Source organism: Streptococcus sp. A34 (assembly GCF_043674115.1).
Classification (GTDB): domain Bacteria; phylum Bacillota; class Bacilli; order Lactobacillales; family Streptococcaceae; genus Streptococcus; species Streptococcus suis_V.
This window is the reverse complement of the sequence record NZ_JBIMJM010000004.1, coordinates 24,176-41,287: the sequence shown is the minus strand read 5'-3', so window position 1 is coordinate 41,287 and position 17,112 is coordinate 24,176. Positions and strand designations below refer to the sequence as shown.

At 42.1% G+C, this 17,112-nt stretch carries 19 protein-coding genes; 12 read left to right on the top strand and 7 right to left on the bottom strand.

All coding sequences use genetic code 11. The annotated features are described in order from the left end of the window. Nucleotides 1–9 precede the first annotated feature (9 nt). The 5 genes from glyA to ACHBGV_RS02080 are packed head-to-tail and all read left to right on the top strand — an operon-like array spanning nt 10 to nt 4,079. Nucleotides 10–1,266, top strand: coding sequence for a serine hydroxymethyltransferase (gene glyA, locus ACHBGV_RS02100; protein WP_394735555.1), 1,257 nt, complete (start codon nt 10–12; stop codon nt 1,264–1,266). 2 nt (nt 1,267–1,268) lie between these two features. Further along, nucleotides 1,269–2,243, top strand: coding sequence for a nucleoid-associated protein (locus tag ACHBGV_RS02095; RefSeq protein ID WP_125266349.1), 975 nt, complete (start codon nt 1,269–1,271; stop codon nt 2,241–2,243). Then, a complete protein-coding gene (locus ACHBGV_RS02090) occupies nt 2,244–2,843 on the top strand; it encodes a lysozyme family protein (protein WP_105123334.1) in 600 nt (199 codons plus the stop codon). A gap of 52 nt (nt 2,844–2,895) precedes the next feature. Beyond that, on the top strand, nt 2,896–3,654 hold the full coding sequence (locus ACHBGV_RS02085; RefSeq protein ID WP_394732861.1) for an SDR family NAD(P)-dependent oxidoreductase: 759 nt from the start codon (nt 2,896–2,898) through the stop codon (nt 3,652–3,654). Between the two features lie 11 nt (nt 3,655–3,665). After that, on the top strand, nt 3,666–4,079 hold the full coding sequence (locus ACHBGV_RS02080; RefSeq protein ID WP_394735554.1) for a hypothetical protein: 414 nt from the start codon (nt 3,666–3,668) through the stop codon (nt 4,077–4,079). Between the two features lie 73 nt (nt 4,080–4,152). Here ACHBGV_RS02080 and ACHBGV_RS02075 read toward each other — a convergent pair whose 3' ends face one another. The 4 genes from ACHBGV_RS02075 to guaA form a co-directional block, all read right to left on the bottom strand. After that, nucleotides 4,153–5,013, bottom strand: coding sequence for a hypothetical protein (locus ACHBGV_RS02075; RefSeq protein WP_394735553.1), 861 nt, complete (start codon nt 5,011–5,013; stop codon nt 4,153–4,155). A gap of 84 nt (nt 5,014–5,097) precedes the next feature. Continuing rightward, complete coding sequence (locus ACHBGV_RS02070) at nt 5,098–5,625, bottom strand: hypothetical protein (protein WP_394735552.1); 528 nt, start codon at nt 5,623–5,625, stop codon at nt 5,098–5,100. Between the two features lie 10 nt (nt 5,626–5,635). Next, complete coding sequence (locus ACHBGV_RS02065; protein WP_394735576.1) at nt 5,636–6,694, bottom strand: MFS transporter; 1,059 nt, start codon at nt 6,692–6,694, stop codon at nt 5,636–5,638. Between the two features lie 127 nt (nt 6,695–6,821). Beyond that, on the bottom strand, nt 6,822–8,372 hold the full coding sequence (gene guaA, locus ACHBGV_RS02060; RefSeq protein ID WP_394735551.1) for a glutamine-hydrolyzing GMP synthase: 1,551 nt from the start codon (nt 8,370–8,372) through the stop codon (nt 6,822–6,824). 272 nt (nt 8,373–8,644) lie between these two features. Here guaA and ACHBGV_RS02055 point away from each other — a divergent pair, with 272 nt between their 5' ends. Further along, the gene (locus ACHBGV_RS02055; protein ID WP_105123328.1) at nt 8,645–9,343 is read left to right on the top strand and encodes a GntR family transcriptional regulator; all 699 of its coding nucleotides are present in this window, start codon (nt 8,645–8,647) and stop codon (nt 9,341–9,343) included. A gap of 32 nt (nt 9,344–9,375) precedes the next feature. Here the strand turns inward: ACHBGV_RS02055 and ACHBGV_RS02050 are convergent, their stop codons facing one another. After that, nucleotides 9,376–9,720, bottom strand: a complete 345-nt coding sequence (locus tag ACHBGV_RS02050) for a type II toxin-antitoxin system PemK/MazF family toxin (RefSeq protein WP_394735550.1) — start codon at nt 9,718–9,720, stop codon at nt 9,376–9,378. Then, the gene (gene mazE / locus ACHBGV_RS02045; protein WP_105110177.1) at nt 9,710–9,925 is read right to left on the bottom strand and encodes a type II toxin-antitoxin system PemI/MazE family antitoxin; all 216 of its coding nucleotides are present in this window, start codon (nt 9,923–9,925) and stop codon (nt 9,710–9,712) included. Before mazE ends, ACHBGV_RS02050 begins: the two co-directional genes overlap by 11 nt. 187 nt (nt 9,926–10,112) lie before the next feature. Between mazE and ACHBGV_RS02040 the strand changes: the two genes are divergently transcribed. From ACHBGV_RS02040 to ACHBGV_RS02020, 5 genes are all read left to right on the top strand, one after another. Continuing rightward, nucleotides 10,113–10,445 carry a putative DNA-binding protein gene (locus ACHBGV_RS02040; RefSeq protein ID WP_105110178.1) on the top strand — a complete coding sequence of 111 codons (333 nt, stop codon included), beginning with the start codon at nt 10,113–10,115 and terminating at the stop codon, nt 10,443–10,445. Between the two features lie 11 nt (nt 10,446–10,456). Continuing rightward, entirely contained in the window at nt 10,457–12,025 is a 1,569-nt protein-coding gene (gene ffh, locus ACHBGV_RS02035; RefSeq protein ID WP_105137850.1) for a signal recognition particle protein, read from the top strand. A 30-nt stretch (nt 12,026–12,055) separates the two neighbouring features. Then, nucleotides 12,056–13,507 (top strand): alpha-amylase, encoded by a 1,452-nt coding sequence (locus ACHBGV_RS02030; RefSeq protein ID WP_394719631.1) that lies wholly within the window; start codon nt 12,056–12,058, stop codon nt 13,505–13,507. Nucleotides 13,508–13,928: 421 nt separating this feature from the next. Continuing rightward, nucleotides 13,929–14,363 carry a glucosaminidase domain-containing protein gene (locus ACHBGV_RS02025; RefSeq protein WP_394735575.1) on the top strand — a complete coding sequence of 145 codons (435 nt, stop codon included), beginning with the start codon at nt 13,929–13,931 and terminating at the stop codon, nt 14,361–14,363. Between the two features lie 233 nt (nt 14,364–14,596). Continuing rightward, complete coding sequence (locus tag ACHBGV_RS02020) at nt 14,597–15,253, top strand: SatD family protein (RefSeq protein ID WP_394735549.1); 657 nt, start codon at nt 14,597–14,599, stop codon at nt 15,251–15,253. A gap of 40 nt (nt 15,254–15,293) precedes the next feature. Here the strand turns inward: ACHBGV_RS02020 and ACHBGV_RS02015 are convergent, their stop codons facing one another. Next, the gene (locus ACHBGV_RS02015; protein ID WP_394735548.1) at nt 15,294–15,728 is read right to left on the bottom strand and encodes a GNAT family N-acetyltransferase; all 435 of its coding nucleotides are present in this window, start codon (nt 15,726–15,728) and stop codon (nt 15,294–15,296) included. 305 nt (nt 15,729–16,033) lie between these two features. On the opposite strand from ACHBGV_RS02015, the gene xerS reads away from it, so the two are divergent. Then, on the top strand, nt 16,034–17,104 hold the full coding sequence (gene xerS / locus ACHBGV_RS02010; protein ID WP_172009048.1) for a tyrosine recombinase XerS: 1,071 nt from the start codon (nt 16,034–16,036) through the stop codon (nt 17,102–17,104). Nucleotides 17,105–17,112: the final 8 nt, after the last annotated feature.

Here is a 17,112-nt window from a genome sequence, read left to right as displayed (position 1 = left end):
GTATCATAGATGATTTTCGATTTAGTTGATTATAAAGAATTTGACAAAGAACTTTGGGATGCGATTAAGGACGAGGAAGCACGTCAGCAACACAATATTGAATTGATTGCCTCTGAAAATGTCGTTTCTAAGGCTGTTATGGCAGCTCAGGGATCTATTCTTACTAATAAATACGCGGAAGGCTATCCTGGTAAACGTTATTATGGTGGTACAGAAGTAGTTGACGTGATTGAAAATCTTGCTATCGAGCGCGCTAAGGAAATTTTCGGTGCCCAATTTGCCAATGTACAACCGCATTCTGGTAGCCAGGCTAATGCAGCAGCCTATATGGCGCTCATCCAGCCAGGTGATACTGTTTTGGGTATGGATTTGTCAGCTGGTGGTCACCTGACCCACGGTTCTCCTGTCAACTTCTCAGGTAAGACTTACAATTTCGTAGCTTATGGTGTTGATAAGGAGACAGAAGTCTTGGACTACGATGCAATTTTGGCTCGTGCAAAAGAAGTCTCACCCAAATTGATTGTTGCAGGTGCATCTGCCTATTCTCGTACCATTGACTTTGAAAAATTCCGTGCAATTGCTGATGAAGTTGGTGCTTACTTGATGGTAGATATGGCTCATATCGCAGGTCTTGTTGCAGCTGGTCTTCATCCAAATCCAGTTCCACATGCACATATTGTTACCACAACCACTCATAAGACCCTTCGTGGCCCTCGTGGTGGCTTGATTTTAACCAACGACGAAGAATTGGCTAAGAAAATCAATTCTGCAGTTTTCCCAGGTATGCAGGGTGGTCCATTGGAGCACGTTATTGCTGCTAAGGCTGTTGCCTTCAAGGAAAACTTGGACCCAGCCTTCAAAGATTACGCAAGCCAGATTATCAAAAACTGTCAGGCTATGGCAGATGTCTTCAAAGCTGACGAGAACTTCCGTGTTATTTCTGGTGGAACAGACAACCATGTCTTCTTGGTTGATGTGACCAAAGTCGTTGAAAACGGAAAAGTTGCCCAAAACTTGCTGGATGAAGTAAGCATTACCCTTAACAAGAACTCTATTCCTTTTGAAACCCTGTCTCCATTTAAGACCTCTGGTATTCGTATCGGGACAGCGGCTGTGACAGCTCGTGGTTTCAAGGAAGAAGAGTGTCGCCAGGTAGCTAACTTCATCATTACAGCCTTGAAAAATGCTGAAAATGAAACTTTGTTGGAACAAGTCCGCCAAGATGTTCGCAGCTTAACAGACCGCTTCCCACTCTATGAAAATTAAAAATGGATATATTTGTAAAACAAGCAATCATACATCAATTTAGTCCTGACGATACAGAGCTGGTCCTTGCCGACCAGCTTTTGACTGTCAGTCCTAAAATAGAAGAATATTTACGCAAAAAAATTGAACGTGTCTTTTCAGACGAGGCCAAAACTGGCCAATTTGATTCGGAAAATCCCTTCCTAGAAAATCTGTCAGGTAATCTGATGGAAAATTCGGTCAAAATTGCCAATCTCTGGAAGGAAGAGTTTTCAATTTCTGAAAACCTTAAGACCAATGACTTGATTTTTGTGGCTTTTGAGAAAAATGGAATTGAACATTTTGGATTTTTGCGGATTTCTCTACGTGAAAACCTGGCCCACGTTGGCTCGGAAAGCGACAGCCCGTTGAAGATTACCCAGAACAATCTGCCTGGTCCAGGCTCCGCACCTGACGAAGCCCTCATCATCAACTTGCAGACCTACAAATACCACCTGATTGAGAAAAGAATCAAGCACAACGGAGCCTTTCTCAACTATTTTTCAGATAATCTTTTGCAAGTTACACCAGCTCATTCTGCCAAAAAATCCATTAAGGCCCTTGAGCAGACCGCACAAAAAATTGCGGATAGTTTTCATCAGGGGGATTTCCAATTCCAGTCCAGGGTCAAGTCGGCTATCTATAATCATTTGGAAGAGGATAATGAGTTATCGCCTGAGAAATTGGCCGACCAGCTTTTTGACAACAATCTCACAGCCCGCTTGAATTTTGTCGACCAGCTGAAGGAAGTCATCCCAGATAAGGTTTCCTTTGATGAGATTGATGCCAGCCGTCAGCTCAAAAAATTTGAAAATCAGAAATTGTCCCTATCAAATGGCATAGAGCTGATTGTACCGAATTCAGTCTATGAGGATGCAGAGTCGGTGGAGTTCATCCAAAATCCTAACGGAACCTACTCCATTTTGATTAAAAACATCGAAGATATTAAGAGTAAATAAATGAAAAAAATTACAAGAACGATTTTTCTTGTCGTCCTTGTTTTTCTTTGTTATCAATTGTACCAGACCTATCATGCGGTTGAGCAGGTCATGACTTTTCAGCCCTTGGTCCAAGAAGTCCTGGCTGAAAATGATACCGCAGCAAATGAAGAATTGGTACTGGCTATGATTTATACAGAGACAAAGGGAAAACAGGTCGACGTTATGCAGTCCAGTGAATCTGCGACAGGCTACATTAATGCCATTACAGATAGCAAGGAGAGCATCCGCCAAGGTGTTATCTATCTCAGTCAGAATTTGCAGCTGGCAGGAGAACGTGGGGTGGATGTTTGGACGGCAGTTCAGGCCTACAATTTTGGGCAGACCTATATTGATTATGTGGCTGCAAATGGAGGTGAGAACTCCCTGAATTTGGCTGAGGAGTATTCCAAAACAGTAGTCGCACCAAGTTTGGGTAATACTAGTCTAGAAACTTATACCTACTGGCATCCACTTGCTCTTGTCAATGGCGGCAAGCTCTATGTCAACGGGGGCAATATGTACTATTCACGCCAGGTCCAATTTAACATGTATCTGATGCGCCTTATCAATCTTTTTTAACCCTCCCTCTTAAAAAGTGTTATAATAGAAATATGAACGGAGGTGTGCCAAGATGACAAGAACCTGTATGATTACTGGTGCAAGTAGCGGAATTGGGAAGGCCATTGCATATGCCTTTGCCAAAAACGGTGATAATGTAGTTATTACTGGGCGCCGGAAGGAACAGCTAGAAACGATTAAAAAGGACTTGGAAACAAGTTTTAGCATCAATGTGACTTTGGCTGTGTTTGATGTAACAAATGTAGAAGAAGTTATAGAGCAGTGCCAGCAGATTATGAAAGAAGTTGGACAGTTGGACGTCTTGGTCAACAATGCTGGTCTGGCTTTGGGACTGGATAAGTTCCAAGAATATGATTTGGCTGATATGTTGACTATGATTGATACCAATGTTCGTGGTCTGTTGACTGTGACCCGCCAGATTTTGCCACAAATGGTAGAAAACAATAATGGTCACATCATCAATATCGGCTCAACTGCTGGGATTTATGCCTATGCAGGTGCGGCTGTTTATGCTGCAACCAAGTCTGCTGTCAAGGTCTTGAGCGACGGTATCCGCATTGATACCATTGATAAAAACATCAAGGTGACAACATTGCAACCAGGAATTGTGGAGACGGACTTCAGCCAGGTGCGTTTCCATGGAGACAAGGAGCGAGCAGCAACAGTTTACCAAGGGATTGATGCACTTCAGGCAGAAGATATTGCCAACTGCACCATTTTTATAACGAATCAACCAGCCCATGTGCAGATTTCAGATATGACGATCATGGCCACCAAGCAAGCAACAGGATTTACCATTCACCGTGAGTAGGAGGTCTTGCTATGAGAAAGTTTGGAAACAGTTTATCCATCTTACTTCTATCTGCCATGTTCTTAGGTGCCTGCACCAATAAAACAAGAATAGGGCAGATAAGCACCAGCAGTTCCCCATCTAGCAGCTCTTCATCGACAAGGGCAAGTAGTTCAACTAGCACCAGTAGCTCTGAGACCACAAAAGTTTCTGGAAAAGATTTTCCAGAATTAAACATAGGGATCCAACTAGAGAGTGGGCAGGATACCATTGACTATGCCAAAATGATCTTAGGCGACAAGGATTGGATTGTCATTGAAGGAAATTATACTCGGACAGAGTCTATTCCCTACAATCTGCTACAAGGGAATGACGGTTCGCTTTACTGGGTCTACCAAAATGGCGAAATCTATGATAAAGACAACAAACTGGTCCACCAGCCATAAGAGACAGCTGAAGATTTGAATGTCCTTTAGTTCTACAGGTAAATATTCTAAAACTGGGTTTCATGCCCAGTTTTTACTTTTTCCGTACACCGGTTCCAATTTTCTGCTGGTTTACTGTGTCCAAGAAGTGGTCATAGGTCTGTTTAACTGCGGGGAATTTTTGAGAGGTTCCAGTGGAAAGGGCTAGATTTTCTAAGAATATTGGGAAGCTTCCCTTTTTATAGAGTTCTCCTTGAAAGAAGAATTTATCAGTAATCTTGTCAATAAAGATGATCGAGGAGCGCCAGCGGGCCTTTCGTGAATGGGACGGTTTCCAGGAGATTTTGATTTGCTGGTTATAAAAATACCAGCCCATGATATAAATCTTGGTTTCTTGCTGGCGTTTGATGTCATGATACGTACAGGGAAGGGCATAGACCGTGCCACGATTGGTTTGCAAGAAAGGCTTGAAATCACGGATTTTTTCGTAATCCTTCTGGTCAACGATTGTAAATCCTCTGTCCTTGGCAATTTTTTTCTCATCTACCGTGTAAGAATAGCGGTAGGGGTCAAAGATAATCGACCGTTCATGAACTCGGTAACGCTCTGCCATTTTTTTAAAATGAGGCAAGCTACCATAGTTTTCCAGCAAATAAGGTGTCGTAGCACCTCTATGGCTGATATTTGGCTGGATGTCAAGGATACGGCAGGTATCCAAGCTATCGTGAGGGACTGCGCCAAGGCCAATCAGGAGTTGCTCCCTTGTAAAATGACTGGCAAAGCGGGCTTGGGAAGTCTGACCGTTCTCACTCTGGCTGTCTACAAAAAGCGTTTCGCCCTGGCTAAAAACGATTATATAATTCTCATGCTGTTCGGCTTTTCTTTCGATAGGAATGCTGTATAATTGGTGAAAAGTGGGTAAATCCAGGAGTTGTCCAAGTTTCATTTTTTTCATAAAACCAGTATAGCAGAAAATTTTCTGCAAATCCAGTAAAAAAGTAAAACTTGTTAAACTTCTTTTTAAAAAGAAATGCTCTGACTACATTTCCTTGGCATCAAAGCCTTCAAAGATTTGTATGTCAAAGCGTTTTTTATGGTTAATGTATCCTTGAGGGGTCTTGACTGTATAGACCACATGAGGGATGCGAAAGAGCAGGCGAATTAGATTAAGTGATGGATTTTTCTGAAATTCATGCTCGTAGGCGATAAAGTCTGGTCGTGTGAGACAATTGGTCAGCAGGTGTTTGATATCAAAGTAAATCAGCCCCTTTTGCCTACTTAAATCACCAGACAATTGTCTACGAATAGAGTTAGGGCGATGTTTCTTAAAATAGGCGACAACCTGGGGATTGAAGGATTCCACCATAAAAGCTCCTGTGTAGCTGTCCAGATAGCTGGTTACGCGCGCTGACAGACTATTTTCCGGTACATCTCCGCTATTATCATAAAAACCCCTGTGAGCATAATCCCAGCCCAGAAAGGGACCAAAGTCAACCCGCCCCATGCGAGGTTTGAGCAAAAAAATCAATAAACCTATGAGAATGAGGATTCCGAGTAAATAAACCATAGCAACCTTTCTAGGAACTATCCCCGTGCCGGACCAAAATCATTGTCAGCAAGGACAGGATGGAGAAGAGGAGGGTATAGGGAAAGAGGGCACCAAATCCTAGCACCTCCATGAGAAAACCAGACAAAATGGGAGTCACAAACTGCGCCGCCATAGAGGCAGTGTAGTACATGCCAGTGTACTTGCCCACATCCGAAACATGACTCATCTCTACAATCATAGGCAGGGAATTAACATTGATGAAGGCCCAACCCACCCCCATAATAGCAAAAGACAGATAGACCAGGGCTGAAAAAGTGGTCAGGATGATACCGAGAAGATAGGTCGTGGAAAACAGGCAAATTCCTAATAAAATCGCCTTTCTGCGACCGATTTTTGTCCCTAAAAATCCAGAGGGAATATAGGTAATGATTGCTGCAATAGTAGCCAGCATGAGCGAGCGTGCCACCTGGCCAACATCCATTTCCCAGACAGCGATAGCATAGCGTGAAAAAGCCGTCGTAATGCCGTTGTAGGCCATGAACCACAGGATGATGGACACCAGCAGGAAAAAGAGGGAAATATTGACTTCCTTGTCGGGCTCGCCTGTTCCTCTAGTCTCTTCCTCTTCATTTTGGACTGGGATGGCCATTTTTTTCTCATCAATTTTCCAGCGGAGAATGGCAAAGCTGACTAGCAAAATGAGTCCAACTGTCAGGAAGAGGTCAGTATAGTCAGGCTGGTCTGACTTATCGACCAGCAGGGCTAGGGCAATGAGCGTTAGAATTGCACCGACAGCACCCATAAGATTGATGATGGCATTAGCCTTGCTACGCAAAGGCTTGAGTGTCAAATCGGGCACGAGGGCAATAGCAGGAGCCCGAGAAATGGACATGGCAAATAAGACAAGTTCCAAGCCAAGATTGAAGAGCCAGAAAAGTTTGTGGCTGGTCGCATAGGGTAGAAGGACCAGTCCAAAGCAGGTTAGCAGACTGCCTAGAAAGACGAAGGGAATCCGCTTGCCGTTCCGGCTGTTGAACCTGTCAGACAAGGCACCAAAATAGGGTAGGAGAAGAGAGAAAGAATATATTTGCTTTTAAGTAGGATGAACTACCATTAATTTTGGTAGTTTTTATATTTTGGTGCTAAACTGGTGCTAACGATAAAAGAAAACCGATGAAACACTTTATTTCATGCGGTTTTTTGAGTAACTTATTCTATTCCCACTCAACTGTTGCTGGTGGTTTGCTTGTAATGTCGTAGACGATGCGGTTGACGTGGTCGACTTCGTTGACGATGCGGACAGAGATTTTCTGAAGAACTTCCCAAGGAAGTTTGGCGAAGTCAGCCGTCATTCCATCGACAGAAGTGATAGCACGGATAGCAATGGTATAGTCATAAGTACGACCGTCTCCCATGACACCTACCGAACGAACTCCAGTATTGACCGTGAAATACTGCCACACATCACGGTCCAGGCCAGCCTTGGCAATTTCCTCACGGAGGATAGCGTCTGACTCACGGACAGTGTAGAGTTTTTCCTCGGTGATTTCGCCCATGATACGGATAGCCAGTCCAGGACCTGGGAATGGCTGACGCCACACAACCTCATCAGGCATACCGAGTGCCGTTCCTAGCGCACGTACTTCATCCTTGAAGAGGGTATTGAGCGGCTCAATTAACTCAAATTGCATATCCTCTGGAAGTCCGCCCACATTGTGGTGAGACTTGATTGTCTCAGCCGTATCCGTCCCAGACTCGATAATATCGGTGTAAAGCGTGCCTTGAGCCAGAAATTTTACATCTGTCAACTTGCTTGCCTCGTCGTCAAATACGTAAACAAATTCATTACCGATGATTTTACGTTTCTTCTCAGGGTCAGATACGCCAGCAAGTAAATCTAGGAAACGTTTAGAAGCGTCTACGCGAATGATATTGAGACCGAATTTGCCACCCAACATCTCCATTACCTGGTCACCTTCATTTTTACGGAGCAAGCCGTGGTCAACGAAGATACAAGTCAACTGGTCACCGATCGCACGTTGCAGAAGGACACCGACAACAGAAGAGTCCACACCGCCAGACAGACCCAGAAGAACCTTCTTGTCGCCAACAGTTGCACGGATTTTCTCGATTTCAGTCTCGATGAAGTTTTCCATGGTCCAGTCGCCACGCGCACCACAGATACCAAAGGCAAAATTCTTCAAGATGTCGTTACCGTATACGGAATGACGAACTTCTGGGTGGAACTGGATACCGTAGATGCGGCGTTCGGTATTTTCAATGGCAGCATAAGGGCAATCCGCAGACAGACCGACCAAGTGGAAGTCAGCTGGAATTTCCGTCACAGCGTCACCGTGGCTCATAAGAACCAATTGCTCAGAAGGAGTGTCAGCAAAAAGAGCAGACTCAGCCTTGAGTTCAAGTGTTGACTGACCATATTCACGGTTACCAGCCTCGCTAGCAGGCACCACCTTACCGCCCAATTTATGGGTAATTAGCTGCATACCGTAGCAAATCCCCAAAATTGGAATCCCCAGTTCAAAAATTTCTGAGTCAATGTCAAAGGCATTTTCCGCGTAAACTGAGTTTGGCCCACCAGAAAGAACGATACCAATCGGATTGATTTGGCGGACCTCCTCAGCAGTAATTTTGTGGTTTTTCAGTTCTGAAAAGACACCGAATTCACGGATGCGACGTGAAATCAGCTGGTTGTACTGGCTACCATAATCCAGAACGATAATTTTTTGGACATCTTGTTTTGTCATGTTTTTCCCTTTCCATTTGAAAATCATTCAAATACTGATAGCTATTTTACCATAAATACGAACATTTTCCAAACTATATTTGTCAATTATCAGTTTTCCAAACTATGGCTATTTTTTTGAAATCCCCTGTTCGTTTTTTTCTTGAATTTACTTGTTTTATTTGAGCAGATTACCAGTCATTGTTTGCATGTCTTATTTTTACTCATAAAAAACAGCTGACCTTTGTAAAATTGGTCTAATTTTGGTAGACTAGACGAAGAGAGGTTTGACAAATGAAAGCAGCATATATTACCATTCACGATAAGATTAAGGAGCAGATTGACCAGGGTGTTTGGAAGATTGGCCAGCGCCTGCCCAGCGAGCGTGACCTGTCCGATGAGTTCGGCGTTTCCCGCATGACCCTGCGCCAAGGCATCACCCTCCTGGTCGAAGAAGGAGTGCTCCAGCGTAAGGTCGGTTCCGGCACCTATGTGGCCAGCACTCGGGTTCAAGAAAAGATGCGCGGCACGACCTCCTTTACAGAGTTGGTTCTCTTGCAGGGCAAAAAGCCGAGTAGCAAGCTCTTGTCTTATACTCGAACCAAACCAAATGAGAAAGAAGTTGAACAGCTAGCCTTGACCAAGGGGGAATATGTCGTCCGGATGGAACGGGTTCGCTATGCTGATAATGTCCCTGTCGTTTATGAAGTTGCCAGCATTCCGGAGCGTCTGATTAAAAGCGTTCCCAAGGAGGAAGTGACCAATCATTTCTTCAAGACCTTGACGGACAATGGCTATAAAATCGGCACCAGCAAGCAGACCATTTTTGCACGGCTGGCCAATGAGAAGGTGGCTAACTACCTAGACATCAGTAAAAATCAGCCAATTTTGGCTCTGAGACAGGTTTCCTACCTGGATGACGGCCAGGCCTTTGAATTTGTTAACAGCCAGTACGTTGGCGAACGCTTTGAGTTTTATTTGGAGAATAATTAGGAAAAGAGCAAGCAAAATAGAGCCTTTCGACTCTATTCAAAAATATAATTGTAAAGCTGAACGACTTTCTGGAAAGTCCAAGTATCTAACTGTGTGATTTTGCTGGCATTCCTAGATATGAAATCAAAAGTATAGAGTTGCATAGGATTGACGAATCCGTTGACTTTTTCTGAGTCAATCGGCACAGATAGCCCACGGCTCTCTAAAGTTTTTGCACCGTGTGTAATAGGACAGACAGCGACGAAACCTGTTGCTCGGCTGTATTTTTGACTGGAGATAACTAAAACAGGACGGCGATTCTGAATTTCCTTACCAATAGAAGTGTCAAAATCAATCCAGATAATATCCTGCTTTTGAGGAATATATTCAACCTTCATTATCGAGTAACACCACCCCCTCAAAGTCATTTTCCATGATGAAGGGTTCCATATTGTCAAAGGGATTAGGGATTTTGGGCGCAAGAACAATCACATCGTTAACTCCTTTGTAGACAAGGAATTCTTTGCCCTCACTAATGCCTAGTTCTTTAGGAATGGTTACTGCCGGTGAATTACCCACCTTACGCGTTTTCACAATATTCATAAAAGGATACCTCCGTACATCCTATACACGGTTTTGACAAAAAAGTCAAAGGTTTTTGAGTATTTTCGCTCGTCTTAAAACTCTCTAAATAGACGTAAATAAAATTATGCAAACAAATGATCCGTTTTCCCACTAGAAACGGATTTTCTTATTTATTAACGCTAGAATTTTTGATATAATAAAGTTTATGGAAATTGAAAAAACCAACCGAATGAATGCCTTATTTGAATTCTACGCTGCCTTATTGACGGACAAGCAAATGAACTATATCGAGCTATATTATGCGGATGATTATAGTTTAGCAGAGATAGCTGAGGAATTTCAGGTGAGCCGTCAGGCGGTTTATGATAACATCAAACGAACCGAAAAATTGCTAGAGGACTACGAAATGAAGTTGCACATGTACTCGGACTATGTTGTGCGCAGCCAAATTTTCGATGAGATTTTGGAAAAATATCCAGAAGATGCGTTTTTGCATGAAAAAATCTCTGTCCTAACCAGCATTGATAATCGAGATTAAAAGGAGAACACATGGCTTTTGAAAATTTAACCCAGCGTTTGCAGAACGTATTTAAAAATCTGCGTGGAAAAGGAAAAATCAGCGAGAGCGACATTCAAGAAGCGACCAAGGAAATCCGTTTGGCCTTGCTTGAGGCGGACGTAGCCTTGCCAGTCGTCAAAGATTTTATCAAGAAGGTGCGTGAGCGTGCCATTGGCCACGAAGTCATCGATACCCTCAATCCAGCTCAACAAATCATCAAGATTGTCGACGAAGAATTGACGGCGGTTCTGGGTTCGGAAACGGCTGAGATTATCAAATCACCGAAAATTCCAACCGTTATCATGATGGCTGGTCTCCAAGGTGCTGGTAAAACGACCTTTACCGGTAAATTGGCCAACAAACTCAAGCAAGAGGAGAACGCGCGTCCTCTCTTGATTGCGGCGGATATTTACCGTCCAGCGGCCATTGACCAGTTGAAAACGCTAGGGCAACAGATTGACGTTCCTGTCTTTGAATTGGGCAACCAAGTTCCTGCCCTTGAAATTGTGCGCCAAGGTTTAGAACAAGCCAAAGCCAACCACAATGACTATGTCCTCATTGATACGGCCGGTCGTTTGCAGATTGACCAAGCCCTGATGGCGGAATTGCGTGATATTAAAGACTTTGTCCAACCAAATGAAATCCTTTTGGTAGTCGATGCCATGATTGGTCAAGAGGCTGCTAATGTTGCCAAGGAATTTAATGACCAGTTGGCGATCACTGGTGTGATTTTGACCAAGATTGACGGTGATACGCGTGGTGGTGCGGCGCTTTCTGTTCGTCACATTACTGGCCAACCTATCAAATTCACTGGTACTGGTGAGAAGATCACAGACATCGAAACCTTCCATCCAGACCGTATGTCATCTCGTATTCTCGGTATGGGGGATATGTTGACGCTGATTGAAAAGGCCAGCAAGGAGTACGACGAGAAGAAATCATTGGAACTGGCGGAAAAAATGCGCGAGAACACCTTTGATTTCAACGATTTCATTGACCAGCTCGACCAAGTACAAAGCATGGGACCGATGGAAGACTTGCTCAAAATGCTTCCTGGTATGTCAACCAATCCAGCTCTGGCAAATCTAAAGGTTGACCAAAAACAGATTGCTCGTAAGCGTGCCATTGTGTCCTCAATGACGCCTGAAGAACGAGAAAATCCGGATTTATTAACTCCGAGCCGTCGCCGTAGGATTGCGGAAGGTTCAGGGAATAGCTTTGTCGAAGTCAATAAATTTATCAAGGATTTCAACCAAGCAAAATCCCTCATGCAAGGCATGATGTCTGGTGACATGAGCAAAATGATGAAACAGATGGGCATTAACCCTAATAATCTTCCGAAAAATATGCCAAACAATATGGATATGTCTGCCTTAGAAGATATGATGGGTGGTAGCGGAATGCCCGATATGAGCCAACTGATGGGCGGGGCTGGTATGCCTGACATGTCATCCATGTTTGGTGGTGGGCTCAAAGGCAAGATTGGAAAATTTGCCATGGAGCAGGCCATGAAACGTCAAGTCAACAAGATGAAAAAAGCTAAGAAAAAGCGTAAATAATTCGTTCTCCACAAATAGAAAGAAGATTTGATGACACGTTCTACATTAATGCAATACTTTGAATGGTATCTGCCTGCTGATCACGACCATTGGAATCGGCTAAAAAATGACGCTCCGCATCTGAAAGAATTAGGAATTAGCCATGTTTGGACGCCACCTGCCTTTAAAGCGACAGGACCAGATGACGTCGGCTATGGGATTTATGATCTGTTTGATTTGGGAGAATTCGACCAAAAAGGCACCATTCCAACCAAATACGGAACAAAAGATGAGTATCTGGCTGCTATTCATGCTCTCAACGAACAAGGGATAGCAGTGATTGCGGATATTGTCCTCAACCACAAGGCTGGTGGAGACTACCAAGAAAGCTTCCAAGTTCGTCGGATGAACCCTGATAATCGGCAAGAAAGTCTTTCTGAGCCCTATGAAATCAAGGGTTATACTGGTTATGATTTCCAAGGTCGTAACGATGTCTACAATGATTTTAAGTGGCATTGGTACCATTTCACAGGGCTTGATTTTGATGCCGCCCACAATGAAACGGGCATTTATCAAATCGTAGGAGAGAACAAGGGCTGGGCCAATCAAGATCAGGTCGACGGAGAGCACGGGAACTACGATTACCTGATGTTCAATGACATTGATTTCAAACACCCAGAAGTAGTAGAGCATCTCAAAGATTGGGTAAAATGGTTTATCGAAACAACTCAGGTTGATGGCTTTCGGATTGACGCTGCCAAGCATATTGGGGAAGATTTTATCGCTTCCTTTATGGAATTTATCCGACAAGAAGTTAAACCTGACCTGTATGCTTTCGCAGAATATTGGAAAGACAGTGAAGTAGATAGTCAAAGTTATATCGACGGTACAGATTACCAACTTGACTTGGTGGACGTTCCGCTCCACATGAATTTCTTTCAGGCGGGTAATGAAGGGCAATCTTTCGATTTACGGACCATTTTTGATGGTAGCTTGGTGAAAACAAAGCCTGATTTTGCCGTTACATTTGTCGAAAACCATGATACACAACGTGGACAGGCGCTAGAATCAACAGTCGCAGATTGGTTCAAACCAGCTGCTTACGCCTTAATTTTGCTACGTCAACAAGGATTGCCAACCTTATTCTACGGTGATTATTACGGTATTTCAGGTGAATTTGGACAAGCTGCCTTCAATGAAATCTTGGATAAATTACTTGCTATCCGTCAACATCATACCTACGGTCCACAGATTGATTATCTCGATCATCCAAATTGTATTGGTTGGGTTTGCCAAGGGGATAATGAGCATCCTAAAGGTCTAGCCTGCGTTATCAGCAATGCAGATGAAGGATACAAAGACATGGATATGGGAACTTTAAATGCTGGAAAAGTATTTGTAGATGCAACCGGTCATCGACAAGACACCGTTCAATTAGATGAAAATGGATGGGGGCGTTTCTATGTCAATCCAGGCTCGGTTTCCGTATGGGTAGAAGAATAACTAACAATTAAGTTTGCATAACGAATGTTATGTAAACTTTTTTTGTAATATAAGTTATAAAGTAAACTATCTTGAGTATTAATGTCTGAAAATTGTATAATGATTACCATTAAACTATGAAAAAGGATTTAGGTATTATGCAGTATTCAAGAGGTCAATATTTTCAATCAATGAAAAAACATCCTCTCTCAATATTACTGGCAGTGGTATTGTCTTTTTAACGATTAGTTTATTTGTATTTTGGAATAAGACGATTCGACAGGCTGAAGCTACAGAATATGTAGTGGCAGATTATAGACAACAATTCACCAATACAGTTGCACCATCTGCGCAGCAATTAGCCAACACCTATGATTTGTATCCATCTGTCATGATTGCACAGGCTATACATGAATCTAATTATGGATAATCTGGGTTATCAATTTCCCTGTACCATAACTTATTTGGTATCAAGGGAGTATACAATGGACAATCTGTATCCCTTCAAACATGGGAAGATGGTGGATATGGAAATACCTATGATATCGTTGATTATTTTCGTACTTATCCAAGTTATTATGAGTCTTTAGCTGATTACGTAAATATTGTTCGCCAACCTCACTTTAACAGTGTTTGGCGTTCCAACACCAGTAGCTACTTGGATGCTACTAATGCTTTAACTGGTACATACGCAACAGATACAGCCTACGCTGAAAAACTTAATGATATCATTGAACTTCATGGATTGACACAATACGATGGATATTATATTAATGAGAATGTTTCGTCAGTAGCTAATTTAATTTGGAATCCATATCGCGCACAATATACAACTCAAGAGACTATAAATCTTGATATCGCCTGGGCAAATCGCTAGAATCTTCCATTCATCTATATTTATACATACAACAATGAACTAACTAAACCCAGCTAGACTGATTATTCCATTTAGCTGGGTTTTAATATGTAAAATGTAAAAAAGTCAGGGAAGTGCTAGTATAGTTTCTTTCAGTCTTGATAGAAGTTTAGTAATGACCTAGTTACATAATAAATATTTTAAATAATTCCATTTTAATGGACATTTTTATATTTTTCCATTAAAATGGAATGATGAATAAAATGATGATGATTACTGGCCAGATTACACCTTTATCAAGCCAATCACAAACAGAAATAAACATTCTCACGATTATTAGTCGTCTAAATCAGGTTTATGCTAGTCAATTATTGACTGATTTTACTCTCCATAGAGGTGGACTGCTAGAGGCTCAAGTCAAACCCAACGCGGATTTATTGCAAATTCTTGATTATTTACATCTGTCTCTGGCCGAAGGTTATCAGTTGCAAATAGGAATTGGTTTGGGTGAGCTGGATGATGCAGTGCAGAAAACCAGCATTTTCTCAAGCAATTCTCAAGCTCAGCGTGAGGCTGAGAAAGCTCTAACTTTGATCCAGACACAAGACGATTACGGAAGTAGAGCCAACGGATTTTCTTCCGACTATCCCCATATTGACAAGGTCATTAACAGTCTTTTAGCGACCAGCGATTTTATGCGAGATCGGTGGAGTCATTCGCAAAAGCAATTCATCCTAAGATTGGTAGAGACTGGCATTTATTCTGAACATTTTAAGCAAAAATCCCTAGCTCAGAAACTGAAACTCAGTCAAAGTGCCTTTACAAAACGGGTCAAATCAACAGGCATCAAGGTCTATCTCCGTAATCAAGAAACGGCTATGGAGTTAATGATGCAGTTATCAAATAAATAAAAAATAGTTTACATAATATTTAATATGCAAATGTTGGGTTTTATAAATTCAAACGAAATACTATTTCATCTCCGTCAGCATCACCCGTTTCCACAAATCCAAGGGATCCATATAGTTTTCTTGCTAAATCATTGTTTTCAAGGATACATAATTCAACGGCTGAAAAACGTTTTTCTCTACGAATATTGTCTAAAAATTGATTCATAGTTTGTCGACCATAGCCCTGAACCTGGTAATGTTTATCAATGAAAAATTCTGATAGGTGATAGGCTTGGACTTGAGGTAAATCGTGATACATGATTAAACCGACAGGCAATTGATGGTCATAAATCAAATAAGCCTGGCTATTAAATTCACGGTAGGCAAAAGCTTGAGCCAGCGTGGTCATCTTATCAGCAACAAAGCCTGTCTGTGAAGGAAAAATGGAAAGCGGAATTCGCCAGTTGTCAGGATTGATAGGTATGAAATTTAGCATAAATTTAACCACCTCAGAATTTATACATATCTATTATCAAACTAGAAAAATGAGGGTATCTAGAAATTCCAGTTTAGCCATAAAAATTTTTTTTGGTTATAAAATTGAAAATCTATATAACATCTTTCCGAAAAACTATAATTTTCTTGAAACTTATATAAAACTATGGTATACTACTGGTATGATAACTAGAAAAAATTTTTGCCGAATATATGTACTTTATAATTTCAAAATAAATACGAAGGCTGAAAATTCTTCCAAAATACAATACTTAATTTTAAATAAAATATCTCGGAGAAATCATCATGCGTCGTGAATTATTATTGGAAAAAATTGAGGAATTGAAAGAAATCATGCCTTGGTATGTCTTGGATTATTACCAATCCAAGTTGGCGGTTCCCTATAGTTTTACAACCCTTTATGAATACCTCAAAGAATATCGTCGTTTTTTTGAGTGGTTACAGGATTCAGATTTGGTATCTGTGGAACGGATTGCTGATATTCCGTTGGATATTCTGGAACATTTGACCAAAAAAGATATGGAAGCCTTCATTCTTTATCTACGGGAGCGTCCCTTACTGAACGCCAATACCACGCAGAATGGTGTGTCGCAGACCACCATAAACCGCACTCTGTCGGCACTTTCTAGTCTCTTCAAGTATTTAACCGAAGAAGTGGAAAATGATCAGGGTGAGCCCTACTTCTACCGCAATGTCATGAAAAAGGTGTCGACCAAGAAGAAAAAAGAAACCTTGGCTGCCCGGGCGGAAAATATCAAGCAGAAACTCTTTTTGGGCGACGAAACCATGGAATTTCTGGAATACGTGGACACAGAATACGAAAATAAACTTTCCAACCGTGCAAAATCTTCTTTCCGAAAAAATAAGGAGCGTGATTTAGCCATTCTTGCCCTGCTCTTGGCCTCTGGCGTCCGTCTGTCTGAGGCCGTCAATTTGGACCTCAAGGATGTTAATCTAAAATTGATGATCATCGAAGTCACTCGAAAAGGTGGTAAACGGGATTCTGTTAATATTGCTGGCTTTGCCAAGCCCTATCTGGAAGCCTATATGACCATCCGGCAGCAACGCTATAAGGCTGAAAAGACTGACATCGCATTCTTTCTTTCCGAATATCGTGGGATACCCAATCGCATGGATGCCTCTTCTATTGAAAAAATGGTTGCCAAGTATTCGTCTGATTTCAAAATTCGTGTAACGCCCCACAAACTCCGCCACACGCTTGCGACCAGACTCTACGATGCAACCAAGTCGCAGGTCTTGGTCAGCCATCAACTGGGGCATGCCAATACGCAAGTTACTGATTTGTATACCCATATTGTCAATGATGAGCAAAAAAATGCATTGGATAAACTGTGATTTACATA